This window comes from Kocuria tytonicola (genome assembly GCF_003687175.1).
GTDB lineage: Bacteria > Actinomycetota > Actinomycetes > Actinomycetales > Micrococcaceae > Kocuria > Kocuria tytonicola.
This window is the reverse complement of the sequence record NZ_RDEX01000001.1, coordinates 1,813,984-1,833,587: the sequence shown is the minus strand read 5'-3', so window position 1 is coordinate 1,833,587 and position 19,604 is coordinate 1,813,984. Positions and strand designations below refer to the sequence as shown.

The following is a 19,604-nucleotide window of genomic DNA, read 5'->3' as shown; positions in this document are numbered from 1 at the left end:
CCCCGGGCCCGACTCAGGCCCCGATGTTCTCCGTCTCGTCCTGCCACGTGGCGGCCAGGGGACGGAGCTTGTCCTCGTTGGCGCGCGCATGGTGGGCGCAGAACAGCAGCTCACCGCCGGTGGATTCGAGGACCACACGCACGTAGGCCTGGGCTCCGCAGGCATCGCAACGGTGGGTCGCGTTCAGTTCACGCGCTTCGAGTGTCGCGTTCATGGGGATCCTCCTCACAGGTGTGGAATGCGGCCCCCTCACGGGGCGGCCGCTGTGCGACGCCGGGCTGACCCGCGCTGACCGCACGTACCAGTACAACCCACGTACCCGCGCAATGCTTCCCCGGAGTCGACCTTTTCGCCCACCGCGCACAAACCATGGGGCGCCGTCTAGAGTGATGTGGTCCCCACCGGCCCCCGCCGCACACCGACCTCCCGGGAGAAGCTCCACCGTGACACCGTCTCGATCCGAATACAACGCCCGCCACCTCTCCGTGCTGGAGGGCCTGGAAGCGGTGCGCAAGCGCCCGGGCATGTACATCGGCTCCACGGACTCGCGCGGGCTCATGCACTGCCTGTGGGAGATCATCGACAACTCGGTGGACGAGGCGCTCGCGGGCTACGGACAGGACATCGCACTGATCCTGCACAAGGACGGATCGGTGGAGGTCCACGACGACGGCCGCGGCATCCCGATCGACACCGAGCCCCGCACGGGCCTCACGGGTGTGGAGGTGGTGTTCACCAAGCTGCACGCGGGCGGCAAGTTCGGCGGCGGCTCCTACACGGCGTCGGGCGGTCTGCACGGTGTGGGCGCCTCGGTGGTCAACGCCCTGTCCGCGCGCCTGGACGTCCTGGTGGACCGCGGGGGCAAGACCTACCAGATGTCCTTCAAACGCGGTGAGCCCGGGACGTTCACGGACAAGGGCGCGCCCTCGCCGAGCGCACCGTTCGAGCCGTTCACCACGGACTCCCACCTGCAGGTGGTGGGCAGGGCCAAGCGCGGGGTCACGGGCACCCGCATCCGCTACTGGGCGGACGACCAGATCTTCACCCCGGACGCTACGTTCTCCACCGAGGAACTGGTGCGCAGGGCCCGTCAGACGGCGTTCCTCATCCCGGGGCTGCGCATCACCATCACGGACCAGCGCCGTCTGCCCGGCACGCCCGGCGCCGACGGTCCGGTGGAGGAGGTGTTCCAGTACGACGGCGGAATCTCGGAGTTCACCGAGTTCCTCGCCGCGGACGCCCCCGTCACGGACGTGTGGCGGCTGCAGGGGCAGGGCTCGTTCACGGAGCGGGTCCCGGTGCTGGACGACTCCGGCCACGCCCAGCTGCAGGACGTGGAGCGCACGTGCGAGGTGGACGTGGCGCTGCGCTGGGGCGTGGGCTACGACACCACGGTGCGCTCGTTCGTGAACATCATCGCCACGCCCAAGGGCGGCACGCACCTGAGCGGCTTCGAGAACGCCCTGCTCAAGACGGTCCGCAAGCAGGTGGACGCGAACTCCCGCAAGCTCAAGGCGGGCAACGACAAGCTCGAGAAGGACGATGTCCTGGCCGGGCTCACCGCGGTGCTCACCGTGCGCCTGGCGGAGCCCCAGTTCGAGGGCCAGACCAAGGAGGTGCTGGGCACCCCGGCCGTGCGCCAGATCGTGGCCAAGGTGGTGGAGTCCGAGCTGACCAGGCAGCTGACCTCCACGAAGCGCGACGACAAGGCGCAGGCGGGTCAGTTGCTGGAGAAGGTCGTCGCGGAGATGAAGTCCCGCATCTCGGCGCGGGTGCACAAGGAGACGCAGCGGCGGAAGAACGCGCTGGAGACCTCCTCGATGCCCACGAAGCTCGTGGAGTGCCGCTCCGCGGACGTGGCCCGCTCGGAGCTGTTCATCGTGGAGGGGGACTCCGCCCTGGGCACCGCCCGGCTGGCCCGCAACTCCAATCACCAGGCGCTGCTGCCCATCCGCGGCAAGATCCTCAACGTCCAGAAGGCCTCCATCACGGACATGCTGGCCAACGCCGAGTGCGCCGCGCTGATCCAGGTGATCGGCGCGGGGTCCGGGCGCAGCTTCGACCTGGACGCCGCGCGCTACGGCAAGGTCATCATGATGACGGACGCGGACGTGGACGGTGCCCACATCCGCACACTGCTGCTCACCCTCTTCTACCGCTACATGCGCCCCCTCGTGGAGGCCGGCCGCGTGTACGCCGCGGTGCCGCCGCTGCACCGGGTGCAGATCGTCAACCCCGGCTCCCAAGCCAACGAGATGGTCTACACCTACTCGGAGCGCGAGCTGGAAACCCTGCTCGGAAGCCTGGAGGAGCAGGGACGGCGGTACAAGGAGCCCATCCAGCGCTACAAGGGCCTCGGGGAGATGGACGCCGACCAGCTCGCGGAGACCACCATGGACATCCGCCACCGCGTGCTGCGCCGCGTGCGCGTCGCCGACGCGGAGGCCGCCGAGCGCGCGTTCTCCCTGCTCATGGGCTCGCAGGTGGCCCCGCGCAAGGACTTCATCGTGGCCGGCGCCTCGCACCTGAACCAGGACCAGATCGACGCCTGAACCGGACCACCCGCGCTGAGGGGGGAAGGGCGCCGCGGCGCCGCGCCCGCCGGCAGGGGAGGGCGGTGGGCCCGGCTGCGGCGCGAACGGCCACCGGGTGGGTCACTCCTGCCTGGGCGCGGTGCCCGTGTCCTCCCCGTGGACCGCTCCGGTGGCGGGCACCTCTGCGGGCAGCCCCGTGAGAGCCGGGCCCACGGCGGCGACCGCGCGGTCGACACCCACCCCGGAGCCGTCCCGGCGGCCGTACTCGGTGGGCAGGGAACGGGCGACGCCCGCGGCGGAAACCGCCTTGGCGGGACCGTGACCCACCCACGCGAGGGTGAGACCGTCCTCTCCGGTGAGCAGCCGCTGGGCCCGGACACCGGCGGTGGCGCGGCCCTTGGCGGGGAACTCGCCGAGGGGGGTCACCTTCACCGAGGCCTCTCCCATCTCGGGGAGCTGGCCGTCGCTGCGGGCCTGGGTGACCACCACGGTGGACTCCTGCGGGAACACGGCGGCGCAGAAGATCACGCGCTCGCCCTCGGCGAGCTTCATCCCGGCCACTCCGCCGCCCGTGCGGCCCTGGGGGCGCACTGCGGAGGCCGGGAAGCGCAGCAGCTTGGCGCCCGAGGAGACCAGCACGAGTTCCGTGGCATCAGGTGCCGCACTGACCCCCACGACGCGGTCCCCGTCCCTGAGCTTGATCGCGGGCCACTGGTCCAGGTTCAGCGGGTAGTCCGGGGTGACGCGCTTGACCACACCGGCCGCAGTGCCGATGGCCACCACCTCGTTCAGGGGCACCAGACCCACGAGGGCCTCGTTCTTCTCGAGACCCAGGAAGTCCGCGGCGGGCACGCCGTCCGCGAGGCGGGGAACGCCGTCGAAGTCCTGCAGCACGGGCACGTCCACGCACGAGACGCGCAGCATGCGGCCCGTGGACGTCACGGCGGCGATCTCGCCACGGGCGGTCGCGGGGACCACGCTCGTGAGGGCGTCGTGCTTGAACCGCCGGGACCCGTCCGCGAGCGTGGTGCGTGCCGCGCTGCGTGCGATCCGCCCGGTGGTGGAGAGGAAGACCCAGCACGGGTCGTCGCTGATCTCCAGCGCCACGGACGTGTGGGCCGCCTTCTTGCCCCCGGGCTGCGCGGCGGTGACCGCGGGCAGGTCCTCGGCCTCGAGCAGCACGGTGCGGCGGTCGTCCCCGAACTTCTCCGCGGTCTCGGACAGCTCGTCCGCGACGACGCCGCGCAGTGCTGCCTCGGAACCCAGGACCGCCTCGAGCTCGGCGATCTCCTGCTGCAGCCTGTCGCGCTCGGCCTCGAGCTCGATGCGGGAGAACTTGGTGAGCTGGCGCAGCCGCAGCTCGAGGATGTGCTCGGCCTGGGCGCGGGAGAGGTCGAAGACCGCGATCAGGCGGTCCCTCGCCTCGGCGGTCTCCTCGGAGCCACGGATGATCTGGATGACCTCGTCGATGTCCACGATCGCGATCAGCAGCCCCTCCACGAGGTGCAGCCGGTCCTGGCGCTTGGCCAGCCGGAACGCGGTGCGGCGGCGGACCACGGCAATGCGGTGGTCCGTGTAGACCCGCAGCAGCTCCAGCAGGCCCATGGTGCGGGGCTGGCCGTCCACCAGCGCCACGTTGTTGATCCCGAAGGACTCCTCGAGCGGGGTGTGCTTGTAGAGCTGCGCGAGCACGGCCTGCGGGTTGAAGCCGTTCTTCACCTCGATCACGAGCCGCAGCCCGTGGGTGCGGTCCGTGAGGTCCACGACGTCCGAGATGCCCGTGAGCTTCTTGGCCTGGACGGCGTCCTTGATCTTCTCGGTGATCTTCTCCGGACCCACCATGTACGGCAGCTCGGTGACCACGATGCCCTGCTTGCGCGGGGAGACCTGCTCCACGGACACCGTGGCGCGGGTGCGGAACGAGCCGCGGCCCGTGCGGTAGGCGTCCCGGATGCCCTCGAGCCCCACGATCCGCCCGCCGGAGGGCAGGTCCGGGCCGGGGACGAGCTTCATGAGCTCCTCGAGCGTGGCCTCCGGGTTCAGCACGAGGTGCCGGGCCCCGGCGGCCACCTCCCGCATGTTGTGCGGGGCCATGTTGGTGGCCATGCCCACCGCGATGCCCGTGGCGCCGTTGACCAGCAGGTTGGGGTAGGCGGCCGGGAGCACGGCGGGCTGCTGGAACTGGTTGTCGTAGTTGGGGACGAAGTCCACCACGTCCTCGTCCAGGTCCCCGGTCAGGGTCCTGGCGGCGGGGGCCATGCGGGCCTCCGTGTAGCGCGGGGCGGCCGGACCGTCGTCGAGCGAGCCGAAGTTGCCGTGGCCGTCCACCAGGGGCACGCGCATCGCGAAGGACTGCGCCATGCGGACCATGGCGTCGTAGATGGCGGCGTCTCCGTGGGGGTGCAGCTTGCCCATCACCTCGCCCACCACGCGGGCGCTCTTGACGTGGCCGCGGTCCGGGCGCAGACCCATCTGGTCCATCATGAACAGGATGCGCCGCTGCACCGGCTTCAGGCCGTCCCTGGCGTCCGGCAGGGCACGGGAGTAGATCACCGAGTAGGAGTACTCCAGGAAGCTCGTCTCCATCTCCTGGGTGACGTCCACGTCCACGATGTGCTCGACGAAGTCCTCGGGCAGGTCGTCCTGAGGGGAACGTGTGGCTGAGCGGCGACGAGCCATCGAGCGGCAACTCCTTGGAATCGGTGCGTGCTCCTGTGTCCGGAGCAGGCGGTTGGCTAGTGTGAAGTCTATGGGTTCCAACGACGAGACTCCGCAGCAGCAGGCCTACCCCGAGTACTGGGAGGCGGACGTGATCCTGCGCGACGGCGCCACGGCCCACCTGCGGCCCATCAGCCCGCAGGACCAGGACCTGCTGCAGGAGTTCCACTCGTCCCAGTCCGAGGACAGCATCTACCTGCGCTTCTTCTCCTACAAGCCCCGGCTGTCCCAGCGGGAGCTCGAGCGCTTCACCACGGTGGACCACCGGGACCGGGTGTGCTTCGTGCTGATCCTGGGCGAGAAGCTGATCGGGGTGGGCCGCTACGACCGCACCTCCCGGCGCGCGGCGGAGGTCGCGTTCATGATCTCGGACCACCACCAGGGCCGGGGCATCGGCTCCATCCTGCTGGAGCACCTGGCCGCGGCCGCACGGGAGAACGGGATCGACCGCTTCACCGCGGAGGTGCTGCCCGAGAACCGCAAGATGCTGCACGTGTTCGTGGAGGCCGGCTACGACGTCTCCCGCCAGTTCGAGGACGGTGTGGTGGTCGTGGAGTTCGACATCGACCCCACCGAGAAGTCCCTGGCCGTGATGGCCGCGCGCGAGCACCGGGCCGAGGCCCGCTCCGTGCAGGACCTGCTGACCCCTGCCACGGTGGCCGTGATCGGGGCCTCAGCCCACGGGGACCACGCGGGCCACCACGCCGTGGAGGGCATCCTCGACGGCGGCTACACGGGCACCCTCTACGGAGTGGGGCACACCCCGTACGAGCGGGCCGGTCTCACCTTCGTCTCCTCCCTCGCGGAGATCGAGGGCACCGTGGACCTCGCGGTGGTCGCCGTCCCGCGCGAGGCCGTGGAGGAGGCGGTGACGGACTGCGGCCGGGCCGGCGTGCGCGCCGTCGTCGTGATGACCGGCGGCTACGCCGAGGACGGGATCGAGGGGGCCGTGGCGCAGCGGCGCCTCGTACGGATCGCCCGTGCCGCGGGCATGCGCGTGGTGGGTCCCGCGAGCCTGGGGCTGATCACCACGGACCCCGAGGTCTCGCTCAACGCCTCCGTGCTGCCCGAGATGCCGCGCCGGGGCGGGCTGGGACTGTTCTCGCAGTCCGGTGCGGTGGGCACCATGCTGTACGGCGCCGCCCTGCGCCACGGCGTGGGGATGTCCAGCTACCTCTCGGCGGGCAACCGCGCGGACGTCTCCGGCAACGACCTCATGCAGTTCTGGGAGGACGACCCGGGGACCACCGTGTGCGGGCTGTACCTGCAGTCGGTGGGCAACCCGCGCAAGTTCTCGCGCATCGCCCGCAGGCTGTCCCTGAGCAAGCCCGTGATCGTCGCCAAGTCGGAGGTCACGGGGCTGCGCCTGCCCCCGGGCCACACCGGACGGGTGACCCAGGCCCCGGCCGGTGCCCTGGACGCGATGTTCCGCCAGGCCGGGGTGATCCGCGCGAGCACCGCCGAGCAGCTGCTGGACATTGCCGCGATCACCGAGAGCCAGCCGCTGCCCGCGTCCCGGCGCATCGCGGTGGTCTCCAACGCGCTCGCCCTGGCCCAGCTCACCGAGGACACCGCGCTGCGCCTGGACCTCGAGCCCACCGTGGTGGACGGTTCGGTGGACACCTCCAGAGGCCCGGCCGCCGCGCACGACGCCGTGCTGGCCGCGGCGCGCGAGCAGCTCGCGGGCGACGCCGCGGACAGTCTCGTGCTCGTCCTGATGCCCGTCCCGGGCCTGGACCATGACGCGCTGGTGCGCGACCTGGCGCTCGCCGCCCACGATGCCGGGCGCACCACGGTGGCCGTGTTCACCGGACAGCACGGCCCCGACGCCGTCACGGCCACCGTGCGCGTGGCGGACGACGCCGCCCTGCCGTGCTTCGACTCCCCGGGCACCGCGATGCACGCCCTCGCCCAGGTGGTGGACTACACCACGTGGCGCTCGCAGGACCAGGGTGTGGTGAACGACCCGCAGGACGTGGACCTGGCCGGGGTGGAGGGCTTCCTGGAACGGCACCGGGACAAGGTCAGCGGGGACACCCTCTACGAGCTGAGCGCGGCGGAGCGCAACGAGCTGCTGGGTCTGGCGGGGATCCGCGTGCTGGAGTCGGTGCACTTCACCGACCCCGAGGAGGCCCCCGCGGCCGCGGAACGGCTCGGCTACCCCGTGGCGCTGAAGACCACCGACCCCTTCCTGCGCCACCGCCTGGACCTGGGCGGGGTGGTGCTCAACATCGAGGACGCGGACCAGCTGCGCGCGGCCATCGACACCATGACGCGCACTCTCTCCGGGTGGAACGTGACGGACTTCGAGGTGCAGCCCATGGCCCCCACGGGACAGACCGTGGTGCTGCGTGCCGCCGAGGACCCCCTGATCGGCCCGGTGCTGTCCTTCGGCATGGCCGGGGACGCCGTGAACCTGCTGGACGACTGGGCCCACCGCGTGCCGCCCCTCACAGACCGGGACATCACCCGCATGGTGCGCGCACCCAAGGCCGCGCGCAAGCTCTTCGGGTACCAGGGGGTGCCTCCGGTGGACACCGCGGGGCTCGAGCAGCTCGTGAACCGCGTGGCCTTCCTCAAGGACCGGTTCCCCCAGATCGCCTTCCTGGAGCTGAACCCCGTGGTGCTCTCCGGCTCCGTGCTCACCGTGCTCTCGGCCTCCGTCAAGATCGGCGACCCCGGGCAGCGCACCGACAGCGCCCGCCGCGCGATGCTGGGCTAGGGCGCACCCCGGAGTGCGGGACACCATTGCCGGCCGCTTCGAGCTGCTGACCCCCATCGCGGAAGGGGGCAGCGGCGCCGTGTGGCGCGCGCACGACCTGCGGCTGGGGCGGGAGTGCGCCGCCAAGGTGCTGCGCCAGCGCGATTCCGCGGACCTGCTCCGGTTCGTTCGCGAGCAGTCCGTAAACCTCGAGCACCCGTACGTCGTGGCGCCGTACGGCTGGGCGGCGGAGGACGAGCACGTGGCGATCGCCATGGAGCTGGTCTCCGGCGGAACGCTGGAGGCGGCCCTGCAGGACAATGGTGCGGTGGCGGACTGGCTCGCGGAGGAGCTCGTGTGCCAGCTCCTCGAGGCCCTGCGCTTCGTGCACACCCGCGGCTGGGTGCACCGGGACGTCAAGCCCGCCAACGTGCTGCTCGAGCCCACGGGCTCCCAGCTGCCCGTGGCCCGGCTCGCGGACTTCGGGATCGCGGTGCGGCTCCACGACGCCCGCCTGACCCACACGGGCACCGTGGTGGGCACCCCCGGCTACCTGCCGCACGAAGCCTACGCGCCGGGCAGCCCCTCGCGGGCCATGGACCTCTACGCCGCGGGGGTCACCGCCGTGCGCATGGTGCTGCCCGAGGCAGACCTCAGCGGAGATCCACTGGGCCCGGACGACGTCGCACGGCTGGGCCTGTTCGAGGACTCGCCCGCCCTGCGCTCCGGGGTCGAGGGACTGCTCAGCCGCATCCCGGACGAGCGCATCGACGCGGCGGACCGGCTCCTCGGACAGCTGCTGGCCGGGGCCGAGGCACGGGCGGGCCGCTCCGGAGAGACCGCCGACGGCGAGCCGTTCGAGGTCTTCGACGTGCTCGAACCCACCACGGAGCGCGAGCTGTCCCCGGTGGCCGACGCCGCCCGGTTGCCCTCGGCGGGCGGCGGGCACGACGCGCCGATCGCGTGGCACGCCGTGCACCGGCAGGCCATCCCGAACCCCGCTCAGCCCGCGATGGCCGAGCAGGGCCAGGACCCGCTGCGTCCGTTCGCACCCGTGACCGCGCCCGGCCCCCGCGTGGACCCAGCGGCGGGCGGTGTGAGCCGCGTGGGCTCTGCCGCGCTCGCGGATCCGGAGGAGCTGCCGGGGCCGGGGACCCGGCCAGCACCGGCGCGGCAGGACACCCCCGGGACCGCAGCACCGGCCACGGACGCCACCCGCTCGCTCGAGGTGGGGGACAGCACCGAGCGACTCGACCCCTCGGCGGTCTCCCTCCCGGACCCGCCGCGCACGGGCCGGACAGCGACCGCGCCGCCGGACCCCTCCCGCTCCGCCCCCGCTCGCGTGGAGAGGCAGTCCCACCCGGAGCACCCGGGGGAGATCACCACGCGGCAGCCCCCGACCACGACCGCGGGCCCCGTCGACTCCCCGCATCCGCACCGTTCCTCCGACGAGGCGATCCCACCGGGGGAGCGGACCGTGCGCATCTCGGCCACCGGTGACGGTGGAACGGACGGCTCCGTTGCGGGGGGCACCACCGATGGGGCGACGCCCGGGAACGGGACAACGCGCCGTCGGGAGCCGGGGCGTCGTGGGCGCGCGCGGTGGCCGTGGTGGCTGGCGGCCCTGGCGCTCGCGGCACTGGCCCTCGTGGCGGGCTACGTGTGGCTGGGGCCCGTGCTGGCGAACTGGTCCGGCGGTGTGGCCCCGGGTGGCCCGGAGTCTGCTGCGCCGAGTGGGCCGGCACCACGGGCAACGCCCTCCGAGGACGCCACCACGCCCGCCCCGGAGGGCACACCCGTGTGCACGCAGCTGGAGGACGGAACCGTCTCGTGCGTCGTCACCCCGTGATCCTGCGACCCCTCCGGCCGGAGGTCATGCAGTGACCCACGAGGTGCAGGGTGTGCTCAGGGCGGCGCGGTGGAGGACAATGGCGCCATGACTTACTCAGCACCCGATGGCTCCCGGCTGATCCAGGACATCGAAAAGGCCGGGTTCTACCCCCAGCTCGTCTCGGACGTGGTCAAGGACTCCCTGGACGGCAGGCGTCCCGTGTCCCACCTCGTGCAGCTGGAGACCCACTTCACCAACACGGAGCTGCACCGCCACATCACCGCGCTGGTGCTCGCCGAGGATGTCCTGCACATCACGCACGTGGACGACCAGAGCTTCGACGAGACCGGCGCGGACGCCGTGGCGCGCGTGTCCACCGAGACGGTCCCCATCTCTCAGATCCGCTCGGTGACCCTCAGCTATGCCTACCACCAGCCGCAGAACTACGAACCGGGTACTGCCATCATGGAGCTGAACCTCGCGGTGAGCTGGACCGGGACCCAGCAGCTCGAGCTGTACCCGGCCATGTGCGAGGACCCCGAGTGCCAGGCGGACCACGGCTACACGGGCACCGCCGCGAGCGAGGACGTGGTCATGCGCATCAGCTCGGAGGCGGACGGCCGGGACGCCGTGGAGGGCGCCCGCGAGTTCGCCCGGACCCTGCGGCGGGCCAACGTGGCGCCGCTCACGGACGCGGGGGCGCAGATCGCCCCGACGCCCGTCCACCAGGCCCCGGCGCGCAAGGACGCCGCGGCACCCCGCACACGCTTCGGGCACCGGCACAACGGCCGGGACGCGGGGCGCACCTCGTGAGTTCCGACGACGCGGCGGCCGCCCCCGCGCTGCCCGCGCCCCCGCGCTACGGCACGCGCAGCATCGCGGAGGTGCTCTCCTCGGCGGCCGCCGCGGTGGGGGTTCCGGGCGAGTGCAACGCGCTGAGCCTGCCCTCCGCCCAGCGCTACGTGGTGGTGCTCGTGGACGGGCTCGGCTCCCGGCTGCTGCGCGAGGTCGGCGGCTACGCCCCCACGCTGCGCGGCGCCGAGTCCCTCGGGGAGCTCGACGCCGCGTTCCCCTCCACCACGTCCGTCTCCCTCTCGTGCCTCGGCACCGGTGAACCGCCTGGGCGGCACGGGATGCTGGGCTACGAGGTCCTGGACCCGGAGCGGGACCGCGTGGTCAACATGCTCGGGCAGTGGCCCGCGGACCTGGACCCGCTCGCGTGGCAGCAGCGGCCCACGGTGCTGGAGCGCTCGGCGCCGCACGTGGCCGCCGCCACGGTGAGCGCACCCCGGTTCGAGTCCTCGGCGCTGACCCGAGCGGCCCTGCGCGGAGGCCGTTTCGTGGGGGCTCAGGGGGTGCACGCGCGCACGGCGCGAACCCTGGAGCAGCTCACGGAGGGCCGCAGGGGGCTTGTCTACTTCTACTGGGACGAGCTCGACAAGACCGGGCACCGCGAGGGCTGGCGCTCGGACGCGTGGCTGCACGCCCTGGAGGAGCTGGACTCCGCCGTCAGGCGGCTCGTGTCACGGCTTCCCGCCAACACCAGGGTGCTGCTCACCGCGGACCACGGCATGGTGGATGTGGCGCAGGAGCACAGGGTGGACGTGAGCGCCGATCCCGCGCTGCTGTCGGGCGTGCGGCACACCGCGGGCGAACCCCGGGCGGTGCAGCTGCACGTGTCCCCGGGCGTCGATCCCGAGGGCGTGGCCGCCGCGTGGCGTGCCCGCTTCGGGGACGCCGTGTGGGTGCTCACCCGCGCGGACCTCGCGCAGGACGGGTACTTCGGTGCGGCACCCGATCCGCAGCTGCTTCACCGCGCGGGGGACGTCTGGGTGCTCGCGCGTGAGGAGCTCGCTCTCTACGACGTCTCACGGCAGGGCACGCGACCCCTGGCCATGGTGGGTCAGCACGGGTCCCTCACGGATCAGGAACGGCTGGTGCCCGCACTGCTCTGGTGACACCCCGGCCGGTCGAGGAGCACCGGGGCGTGGCACCGAGGGTGCGGCTCCGGGGCATGGCACGTGCTCGGGCTGCCCGGGAACGGGCGGGCCGCTAGCCGCCGCTGCCGACCCCGGCGCCGGTGGCCGTGCCCTTGCCCGGCTTGGTCGGGGCCGGCGGAGGCGGGACGGTCGGGTTGGGCGCGGGCAGCTGGGGAACCGTGGGTTCGGGAGCCGGGGGAGTGGGAACCGGGGCCTTGGTGGGTGCCACGGGTGCCTGGGTCTTCTCCGGGGCCCTGCTGGGCTGCGAGGGCACGGGTTGCGGGGCCACCGGCGGCTGGGGCACCGGGACAACGGGCGGCACGGGAGCCACCGGGGGAGCCGGAGCGTAGTACTGCTCGGGCGGCACGGTGGGCTCCGGGGTGGTGGTCGGAGTGGGGGACGGCGACCGGGTGGGGGAGGGGGTGGGCGTGGCCGACGGCGTCGCGGTGGCGAAGTCCGCCGGGGCGGGCTCGTCGGAACCGCCCGACAGACCGGTGAACGCCACGGCACCCACACCGGCGAGCACGAGCAGCGCGGCACCACCCAGCGCCGCGGTCGCGAGGTAGCGGCGTGCACCTGTCCCCGGCTCGGAGGTCGTGGCCCCGGTGGGTTGCGAGTCGTCGCCGAATAGATCGTCCTGAATGGAGTTGCCCATGCACTGTTCCCTAAAGATCGCCCGTGAACGCGCGCGGCCGGGCAATGCTCTCCCCTGATCCCGGCCTGCTCACGAGACTGTACCGCGTGCCGTGGGAATCTCCCACTGCAGCACGTGGCTCCGTGGAGCGGGCCTCACGAACGGTTCGCGCCGAAAACGATGTCGTCCCAGCTGGGGACCGAGGACCGCTTGGCCTTGGGGGTGCGGCCGCGGGGCCCGGCAGGCGTGGCTGCGGAGTCGCCCTCGCCATCCTGACCGTCACTCCCTGCTGCGCCCGTGTGCTCAGGGGTCGTCTCCCCGCCCGATCCGGCCGTTGCCGAAGTCTCTGCAGGGTCCGCGCGGTCGGCCTCGCCGTCCGCACCCGCCGGGTTCTGCCGCGCCTGCTCGGCGCGCCCACGCAACGGGGTCACGGACGAGTGCGGCTCGCTCTGGCCGCCCCGGGAGTCGTCCTCGGTGTCATGCTCCGTCTCCGTGACGTCCACCCAGGGCTGCGGGGCGTCGGTGTGGACGGTGCCCTCCGGGGCGTCGTCGTGCTGGGCGGCGGGGGTGCCGGTTCCGGAACCCTGACCGGCCACCGGCGTGGAATCGTCCACGATCTCGATCCCGTCCTGCTGCAGCGCCTGTGCCTCGGCCACCTGCGAGGCGGCGGGCTGGATCGGGCGGTCGAAGACGGGGGAATCCACCGGTGCGTCGATGGGGCGGGGACGCTGCTCCACCTGGCCCATTCCGCGTCCGAGGATCTCCGCGAGACGGTCGTCGCCGTCCTCGTCGGTCCCGAGACGCCGGCCGCGGCGCGACTGCAGCACGTCCAGCAGCTCGTCCGCCTGGCTCGCCTCGTGCTGCAGCTGCCGCAGCTGCGGGCTCGGTGCGCTCACCGGCGCCGCCGGGGCCGCGGCGCCGAGGGGGCCCGTCTCCCGGGGTTCCTCGCCGAGCGCGTGGGCCCACTCGTTCTCGGGCCGCACGGAGCGGGTGACCGGGTTGTAGCTCCACTGCGCCGGGCCCTCGGAGCCGGGTCCGGCGGCGTCGTGGTCCGTCACGGTGAAGCTCAGCTGGACGGTCCACAGGTGGTCCTCGCGCAGCCAGGCATCCCAGTCGAACGAGGCGCGGTCCACCCCGAGGCGCGGGGCGCGCTCGGAGACCGTCTCCTCCAGGGTCTTGGGCTCGCCCTCGAAGACGGAGCGGTAGCCGTCGTGCGAGGGGTTCGTGCCGGACACCGTGACCCGGCACGCCTCCGTCACCATGTGGGAACGCTCGGCGAGGATGGGCCACTCGTAGCGCTTCACGCGCTCGGGCTCCCACCCGGACTCGGCGACGACGTCGTCCACGCTGGCACCGGCGCGGAACCGGGCCTGGATGTCGCGCGGACCGAAGGAGGATGCGCCGCGGCCACGGGCCGGAGGCTTGCGGCGCGTGTGCTGGATCGTCTGCCGCAGCTGCTGGTCGATCTTCAGCCGGTACCGAGTGGAATCGGGGGTCTCCACGATGAGGTGCTCACCGTCGTCGTGCACTGCCACCAGGCGCAACTGCTCCATGCTGTCCTTCCCTCACCGGCGCGCCGCCCACGTGTCCCGTGGGGCGCGACCGCGCGTACGTGGCGCCAGTCTACTGGCAGGCCCCGGCAGGGACCGCAGGAGTGGGGACGGGGGCGTGCCGCGGCATCGCAGGAGGAGCAGCAGGCCGGCCGGGATTCGCCGCGCGCGGGGCCGAGGACCACCGCCGGAAACCGCAGGAGACCGGGAACGAAGTGCGTGCCGCGAGGTGTGCAGCACACGGCCGTGTGCCCTGTGAGAGAACTCCCCTGGGGGTACTGGCTTTTTCCGCCCCCATGGTGAACAATCTACGCGACACGGCCCCGGGGGAGATCGCCCGGGAACCGTTTCTCACAGCGATCTCGTGAAGACCGGTTGGAGCGGATAGACACATGGCCACAGACTACGACGCGCCGCGCAAGCAGGACGAGGACCTCAAGGAAGACTCCATCGAGGAGCTCCAGTCCCGGCGGTCGGACCACCAGTCCGGAAGCGTTGACGAGGACGAGGCCACCGCGGCCGAGAGCTTCGAGCTGCCCGGCGCGGACCTCTCCAACGAGGAGCTCTCCGTGGTGGTGCTCCCCGCGCAGGACGACGAGTTCACGTGCGGCTCGTGCTTCCTCGTGCGCCACCGTTCGCAGCTCGCCGAGGAGCGCAACGGTGTGAAGTACTGCCACGAGTGCCTGGGCTGATCCCGCAGGCACCACGACGACGGGCGGTCACCCTGGTGGGGTGACCGCCCGTCGTCGTCTGCGGCCCCGCTGTCCCGCCCCTTCGCCCTGCGGCACTGCACGGCGCGCCCGGCAGGCCCGGGAGGGCGCGGGGGAGGCGCTGCGGGGTGTCTCAGCGCGGTGCGGAGCTGACGGCGCGCCGCTGTCCCTCGTTGATCGCCCGCGCGAGCTCGTCCGGGTGGCGGGTGGCGGTGAGCCAGTAGGGGGTGGGGTCCACGGGGTCCACGATCTGGATCCGGCACAGGTCGGGCACGGAGACCCGGAAGTTCATGAAGGCCCGCCCGTCGAGCCCGGGCCCGCGGGCGGCGCGGGCCTCGGCCCCCCGCAGGGCCTCGGCCGCGCCCACGTACTCCCGCTCGATGTGGGCGCGGCCCACGCGCAGGTCCTCGTCCGTGAGCACGATGCGAGGTGCACCCAGGTGCACCGCCAGCCCGATCCCGACCACGAGCACGGCGGCCACGATGAGGCCCACCACGGTGCTGATGGGTGCCACGGCCACGAACCCGGCGCCTCCCACGAAGGCGACGATGAGCCACACCCACCAGGAGACCGTGAGCCTCTCCTCGTAGCGCACGGCCGGTGCGGCTGCGGCACCCGGCTCGCAAGGGGTGGCCTGTTCACGGGGCTGCCGCTGCGCGGCGGGGACGGGGCCCGGTCCGGTGGTGGCCGCGGCGCGCGAGGGGTTTCCACCGGCGCCGGGGGTCGAAGGGTGAGAGCTCATGGTTCCACCTTGGCACACTCTGCTGGGCAGTGCCCCGGGAGCGCACGCGGGGCGGGCGCCGGGGCGTCCTCCGTGCCTTTCACCACCGGCGCACCCCGGGCGAGGCACCATCTCGGCCCGGGTGCGGCCCCGTAGCCCGCGCACCGGTTCCCAGGAGGCGGGGTGCAGGCCCCGGGACCCACCGGGAACGCCCGGGCGCGGCGCGTTAGAGTGGGCCACTGTGACTGACGTGAGTGAGCCCGCCACGGTGGACGTGGCCCTGCACCTGCTGGACCCCGAGCTCCCCCCTCCCGCGTACGCGCGGGCGGGAGACGCGGGCGCGGACCTGCGCGCCCGGCAGGACGTGGAGCTGCCGCCCGGAGAGCGGGCGCTCGTGGACACCGGTGTGGCGGTGGCCATCCCGGCCGGCCACGTGGGCCTGGTGCACCCCCGTTCCGGGCTGGCGGCGAAGCACGGCATCACCGTGCTCAACGCCCCCGGCACGGTGGACAGCGGCTACCGCGGGGAGCTGAAGGTGTGCCTGCTCAACACGGACCCGCGAGAGGCCTACACCGTCCGCCGCGGCGAACGGATCGCCCAGCTCGTGGTGCAGGAAGTGGTCACCGCCCGCTTCCGGACCGTGGCCGAGCTTCCCGGCAGCGAGCGCGGGGACCGGGGCTTCGGCTCGTCCGGGACCCACTGACGGGCCCCCACCACCCTTCCGCCACCCCTCGACGACTCCTTGGAGCAGATGATGTTCGGACGCAAGAAGCGCAGCAGCACCGACACCGCGGACGCGGCACAGCAGACCCACGAGACGACGGGGGCCACCTCGCCGGACGCCGCGCAGAGCACGGACCCGCGCGCCAACGGCCCGTGGGACGAGTCCGAGTTCACGGGCGAGCGCGGCGACTACCTGAACATGGGTGCCCTGCTGGTCCGGCCCCGGTCCGCCGTGGACGTGCGCATGGAGGTGGACCAGCAGACGCAGGTGCCCCGCGCCGTGCACCTGGACTTCCGTGACGGCTCCGTGCAGCTGCAGGTCTTCACCGCCCCCAAGTCCTCCGGGCTGTGGGACGAGGTCCGCGCCGAGCTCGTGGCCGCCCTGCGCCGGGACGGGGGAGACCCCACCGTCTCGGAGGGACCGCTGGGTCTGCAGGTCGACGCCCGTTTCCCGGGCACCACCTCGGACGGCCGCCAGGGCTACCGGCTGGCCCGGTTCGTGGGCATCGACGGACCCCGCTGGTTCCTGCGCGCCGTCTTCACGGGGGGTGCCGCAATGCCCGGGACCACGGCGGAGGTGCTCGACGACGCCGTGCGCGACCTCGTGGTGGTGCGGGGCCAGGATCCCCACCCGCCCCGCGACCTGCTCGCGTTCACGATGCCCGACGACGCCACCCTGCGCCGCACCGATGCACCGCACGCGGAGCCGGCACCGGCGGAGGGCGAGAGGAGCACGGGAGGCGACGCCGCGGCGTCGGGCCCCAAGGTCCAGGCACCGCGCCGCGGCCCCGAGATCACCGAGATCGGCTGACGGTGACCGGCAACAACCCCCTGACGGGGGCCATCGACGTGATGGGCGGCCCCGAGGCGGCGGAGCGGGACCTCACCCCGTCCACCGCGGACCGCCCGCGACGTCGGGCGGTGGTGGAGGGTGTGGTGGTGGAGGTCACGATCGCTCCCGTGACCTCGCCTCCCCGGTTCCGGGCCCTGCTCAAGGTGCCCCGCCCCGGCAGTGCGGTGCCGTGCGCGGTGGAGCTGCTGTGGCACGGTCAGCGCACGGTGCCCGGTGTGGCGGCAGGCACCCGGCTGCGGTGCCTGGCCGTGCTCTGCCACCCGGACGGGGTGCCCACCATGTACAACCCCCGCTACGAGATCGTGACCCCCAAGAAGGTGTGGCGATGAGCCCGGCCCCGGACCTCCCGGATCTGCCCACCACGGAGAACGGGGGAACCGGCTCGAGCGCAGTCGGCCCCGGGGCCGCACAGCCGCGGGGTGACCGGCAGCCCGGCTCGGACCGGGTGCCCGGTCCGAACCGGCGGCGGAACGGCGGAGGCCCCGGTCATGGAACCGCGCAAGAGTCGGCAGCTGCGGGTGCAGCCCCGGACTCCGAGGCCCCCGTGCGCCGCATGGCCGCGGACGTGGCGGAGCGCTCGGGCCTGCGCCGTGACGAGAACGGTCAGCTGGACGTCCTCTCCGCCCTGGGCGGCTGGCGCGGTATCGCGGAGTCCGTGCTCCCGGGTCTCGTGTACCTGGTGTGCGTGGTCGCGGTGGGTCAGCTCTCCGTGGCGCTCGCGGCCTCGCTCGCGGTGGCCGCGGTGTTCACGCTGCTGCGTCTTGCCCAGCGCCAGCCCGCGACCCAGGCCTTCGCCGGGCTCGTGGGGGTGGGCATCTGCGCCCTGTTCGCGCGGGTGGGTGGCGAGGCCCTGGACTACTACGTGTGGGGGTTCATCACCAACGCCGGCGGCATCCTGGTGCTCGGCCTCTCGGCGGCGCTCGGGTGGCCCCTGCTGGGCGTGGTGTACGGCTACGTGCGCGGCGAGGGCGTCGAGTGGCGGGCGGACCCCGTGCGGCGCGGCGCCTACCAGCGCGCCAACGGGCTGGTCATCGCCCTGTTCGCGGCCCGCCTGGCCGTCCAGCTGCCCCTGTTCTTCGCCGAGAACGTGACCGCGCTGGGGATCACCCGGCTGCTGATGGGGGCTCCGCTGTACGCCGCCGCGCTGTGGGCGGCATGGCTGTGGAGCCGCCCTCGTCGAACGCCGCGTGCAGGTTGACGTCCCGGGCCGTGGTGAACATGGCCCGCAGCTGCTCCTCGCCCTCCGCGGTGGTGATGAAGAACAGCTCGTCGCCACCCTCCAGGAGGTCGTCGCCGGACGGGGCGATCGGCACGCCGTCCCGCAGGATCGCCACGAGCGCCACGTCCGGCGGCCACGGCACCTGTGACACGGTGCTCGCCACCACCGGGTGCTCCCGCGGCACGGTGTAGGCGGACAGCGTGGCGGTACCGGTCTGGAAGCTCAGCAGCCGGACCACGTCCCCGATCTCCACGGCCTCCTCCACGAGCGCCGTCATCAGGCGCGGCGTGGACACCGCCACGTCCACGCCCCAGGCGTCGTCGAAGAGCCACTCGTTCTTGGGGTTGTTGACGCGCCCCACGGTGCGCGGCACGCCGAACTCGCTGCGCGCGAGCAGAGACACCACCAGGTTGGCCTTGTCGTCCCCGGTGGCGGCCACCACCACGTCCGCCTCCTCCGCACGGGCGCGCTGCAGCACCTCGAGGTCGCACGCGTCCCCCACGACCCACTGCACGCCGCGCAGGTTGGAGCGCCCGATCACCTCCGCCGTGGCGTCCACCACGACGACGTCGTGACCGTGCGAGAGCAGCTCCCGGGCGATCGAGGAGCCCACTGAGCCCCCGCCCACGATGACCACGTGCATCAGCGCCGCCCCCGCGCGTCATGGGTGGCGGCCAGCGCCACGGCCTCCATGACCTCGTCCGACGGCGGCCGCGACAGGATGCGGGCCACCCGCTCGACGTCCTCGACGCGCATCACGGCGTGCACGATGTCTCCTTGCTGGTAGCTGGTGTCGCTCGCGGGGAGGATGCCCTCGCCGAAGCGGGTGACGAAGGCGATCCGCACCCCGGCGGCCTCCTCGATGCGGTCCAGGTGCAGCCCGGACCAGGAGTCGTCGAGGGGCAGCTCGCCGAGCTGCAGGCGCCCGGAGGCCTCCCGGAAGTCACCCGTGATGGCGTGCTCCGGCAGGATCCGGCGCAGCACCTGGTCCGCGCTCCACCGGACGGAGGCGACCGTGGGGATGCCCATGCGCTGGTAGAACTCGGCGCGGGTGGGGTCGTAGATCCGCGCCACCACGTGTTTCACCTTGAACGTCTCCCGGGCCACGCGGGCCGCGATGATGTTGGAGTTGTCCCCGCTGGAGACCGCGGCGAAGGCGTACGCGTCCGCGATCCCGGCGCGCTGCAGCACGTCCCGGTCGAAGCCGTGGCCCGTGACCTTGCGGCCCTCGAAGGAGGGGCGCAGCTTCCGGAACGCGCGGTCGTCCTGGTCGATCACCGCCACGGTGTGCCCGGAGTCCTCGAGGGCGTGTGCGAGGGTGATCCCCACCCGCCCCACGCCCATGATCACGAAATGCGCCATGGGGCACAGCATAAGTCCAGCGGCGGCGGGACATGGACCCGCTCAGCGACTAGCGTGTTCCCACGTGTA

17 protein-coding genes are annotated in these 19,604 nt (G+C 72.9%); 10 read left to right on the top strand and 7 right to left on the bottom strand.

Going from position 1 to position 19,604, the window contains the following annotated elements:
- Window positions 1-13: 13 nt before the first annotated feature.
- Window positions 14-214: a DUF7455 domain-containing protein gene (locus EAE32_RS08250; protein ID WP_121846517.1), complete on the bottom strand. Its 201-nt coding sequence runs from the start codon at window positions 212-214 to the stop codon at window positions 14-16.
- 229 nt (window positions 215-443) lie between these two features.
- Here EAE32_RS08250 and EAE32_RS08245 point away from each other — a divergent pair, with 229 nt between their 5' ends.
- Window positions 444-2,552 carry a DNA gyrase/topoisomerase IV subunit B gene (locus EAE32_RS08245; protein ID WP_121846518.1) on the top strand — a complete coding sequence of 703 codons (2,109 nt, stop codon included), beginning with the start codon at window positions 444-446 and terminating at the stop codon, window positions 2,550-2,552.
- 102 nt (window positions 2,553-2,654) lie between these two features.
- Here the strand turns inward: EAE32_RS08245 and EAE32_RS08240 are convergent, their stop codons facing one another.
- The gene (locus tag EAE32_RS08240; RefSeq protein WP_121864716.1) at window positions 2,655-5,213 is read right to left on the bottom strand and encodes a DNA gyrase/topoisomerase IV subunit A; all 2,559 of its coding nucleotides are present in this window, start codon (window positions 5,211-5,213) and stop codon (window positions 2,655-2,657) included.
- Window positions 5,214-5,283: 70 nt separating this feature from the next.
- Between EAE32_RS08240 and EAE32_RS08235 the strand changes: the two genes are divergently transcribed.
- From EAE32_RS08235 to EAE32_RS08220, 4 genes are all read left to right on the top strand, one after another.
- Complete coding sequence (locus tag EAE32_RS08235; protein WP_121846520.1) at window positions 5,284-7,974, top strand: bifunctional acetate--CoA ligase family protein/GNAT family N-acetyltransferase; 2,691 nt, start codon at window positions 5,284-5,286, stop codon at window positions 7,972-7,974.
- 13 nt (window positions 7,975-7,987) lie between these two features.
- Window positions 7,988-9,802, top strand: coding sequence for a serine/threonine protein kinase (locus EAE32_RS08230; protein WP_121864715.1), 1,815 nt, complete (start codon window positions 7,988-7,990; stop codon window positions 9,800-9,802).
- An 87-nt stretch (window positions 9,803-9,889) separates the two neighbouring features.
- Window positions 9,890-10,597: a DUF5998 family protein gene (locus EAE32_RS08225; RefSeq protein ID WP_165860415.1), complete on the top strand. Its 708-nt coding sequence runs from the start codon at window positions 9,890-9,892 to the stop codon at window positions 10,595-10,597.
- Complete coding sequence (locus tag EAE32_RS08220; RefSeq protein WP_165860468.1) at window positions 10,594-11,742, top strand: alkaline phosphatase family protein; 1,149 nt, start codon at window positions 10,594-10,596, stop codon at window positions 11,740-11,742. Before EAE32_RS08225 ends, EAE32_RS08220 begins: the two co-directional genes overlap by 4 nt.
- Window positions 11,743-11,836: 94 nt before the next feature.
- Here EAE32_RS08220 and EAE32_RS08215 read toward each other — a convergent pair whose 3' ends face one another.
- Together EAE32_RS08215 and sepH are read right to left on the bottom strand one after the other, a co-directional pair.
- The gene (locus tag EAE32_RS08215) at window positions 11,837-12,418 is read right to left on the bottom strand and encodes a hypothetical protein (protein WP_121864714.1); all 582 of its coding nucleotides are present in this window, start codon (window positions 12,416-12,418) and stop codon (window positions 11,837-11,839) included.
- A 134-nt stretch (window positions 12,419-12,552) separates the two neighbouring features.
- Window positions 12,553-13,950: a septation protein SepH gene (gene sepH / locus EAE32_RS08210; RefSeq protein ID WP_121864713.1), complete on the bottom strand. Its 1,398-nt coding sequence runs from the start codon at window positions 13,948-13,950 to the stop codon at window positions 12,553-12,555.
- A 389-nt stretch (window positions 13,951-14,339) separates the two neighbouring features.
- Here sepH and EAE32_RS08205 point away from each other — a divergent pair, with 389 nt between their 5' ends.
- Window positions 14,340-14,639, top strand: coding sequence for a DUF4193 domain-containing protein (locus EAE32_RS08205; protein ID WP_110920878.1), 300 nt, complete (start codon window positions 14,340-14,342; stop codon window positions 14,637-14,639).
- Window positions 14,640-14,790: 151 nt separating this feature from the next.
- On the opposite strand, the gene EAE32_RS08200 is transcribed toward EAE32_RS08205, so the two are convergent.
- Window positions 14,791-15,399 carry a DUF3093 domain-containing protein gene (locus EAE32_RS08200; protein ID WP_243635631.1) on the bottom strand — a complete coding sequence of 203 codons (609 nt, stop codon included), beginning with the start codon at window positions 15,397-15,399 and terminating at the stop codon, window positions 14,791-14,793.
- A 220-nt stretch (window positions 15,400-15,619) separates the two neighbouring features.
- Between EAE32_RS08200 and dut the strand changes: the two genes are divergently transcribed.
- From dut to EAE32_RS08180, 4 genes are all read left to right on the top strand, one after another.
- On the top strand, window positions 15,620-16,081 hold the full coding sequence (gene dut, locus EAE32_RS08195) for a dUTP diphosphatase (protein WP_240625168.1): 462 nt from the start codon (window positions 15,620-15,622) through the stop codon (window positions 16,079-16,081).
- Between the two features lie 48 nt (window positions 16,082-16,129).
- Complete coding sequence (locus EAE32_RS08190) at window positions 16,130-16,912, top strand: DUF3710 domain-containing protein (RefSeq protein ID WP_240625167.1); 783 nt, start codon at window positions 16,130-16,132, stop codon at window positions 16,910-16,912.
- A gap of 2 nt (window positions 16,913-16,914) precedes the next feature.
- Window positions 16,915-17,283: a hypothetical protein gene (locus tag EAE32_RS08185; RefSeq protein WP_121846302.1), complete on the top strand. Its 369-nt coding sequence runs from the start codon at window positions 16,915-16,917 to the stop codon at window positions 17,281-17,283.
- A gap of 224 nt (window positions 17,284-17,507) precedes the next feature.
- A complete protein-coding gene (locus EAE32_RS08180; protein WP_121846306.1) occupies window positions 17,508-18,152 on the top strand; it encodes a DUF3159 domain-containing protein in 645 nt (214 codons plus the stop codon).
- On the opposite strand, the gene EAE32_RS08175 is transcribed toward EAE32_RS08180, so the two are convergent.
- Both EAE32_RS08175 and EAE32_RS08170 read right to left on the bottom strand, forming a co-directional pair.
- Window positions 18,058-18,816, bottom strand: a complete 759-nt coding sequence (locus EAE32_RS08175) for a potassium channel family protein (protein ID WP_121846301.1) — start codon at window positions 18,814-18,816, stop codon at window positions 18,058-18,060. The two genes, EAE32_RS08180 and EAE32_RS08175, sit on opposite strands and share 95 nt — an antisense overlap.
- Window positions 18,816-19,535, bottom strand: coding sequence for a potassium channel family protein (locus EAE32_RS08170; RefSeq protein ID WP_121864853.1), 720 nt, complete (start codon window positions 19,533-19,535; stop codon window positions 18,816-18,818). The genes EAE32_RS08175 and EAE32_RS08170 overlap by 1 nt, the downstream gene beginning before the upstream one ends.
- Between the last annotated feature and the right edge of the window lie 69 nt (window positions 19,536-19,604).

Coding starts and splice junctions, on each gene's coding strand:
- EAE32_RS08175 (WP_121846301.1), bottom strand. CDS start 18,816: ATGCACGTGGTCATCGTGGGCGGGGGCTCAGTGGGCTCCTCGATCGCC.
- EAE32_RS08235 (WP_121846520.1), top strand. CDS start 5,284: ATGGGTTCCAACGACGAGACTCCGCAGCAGCAGGCCTACCCCGAGTAC.
- sepH (WP_121864713.1), bottom strand. CDS start 13,950: ATGGAGCAGTTGCGCCTGGTGGCAGTGCACGACGACGGTGAGCACCTC.
- EAE32_RS08215 (WP_121864714.1), bottom strand. CDS start 12,418: ATGGGCAACTCCATTCAGGACGATCTATTCGGCGACGACTCGCAACCC.
- EAE32_RS08170 (WP_121864853.1), bottom strand. CDS start 19,535: ATGGCGCATTTCGTGATCATGGGCGTGGGGCGGGTGGGGATCACCCTC.
- EAE32_RS08250 (WP_121846517.1), bottom strand. CDS start 214: ATGAACGCGACACTCGAAGCGCGTGAACTGAACGCGACCCACCGTTGC.
- EAE32_RS08180 (WP_121846306.1), top strand. CDS start 17,508: ATGGCCGCGGACGTGGCGGAGCGCTCGGGCCTGCGCCGTGACGAGAAC.
- EAE32_RS08190 (WP_240625167.1), top strand. CDS start 16,130: ATGATGTTCGGACGCAAGAAGCGCAGCAGCACCGACACCGCGGACGCG.
- EAE32_RS08240 (WP_121864716.1), bottom strand. CDS start 5,213: ATGGCTCGTCGCCGCTCAGCCACACGTTCCCCTCAGGACGACCTGCCC.
- EAE32_RS08225 (WP_165860415.1), top strand. CDS start 9,890: ATGACTTACTCAGCACCCGATGGCTCCCGGCTGATCCAGGACATCGAA.
- EAE32_RS08205 (WP_110920878.1), top strand. CDS start 14,340: ATGGCCACAGACTACGACGCGCCGCGCAAGCAGGACGAGGACCTCAAG.
- EAE32_RS08200 (WP_243635631.1), bottom strand. CDS start 15,399: ATGAGCTCTCACCCTTCGACCCCCGGCGCCGGTGGAAACCCCTCGCGC.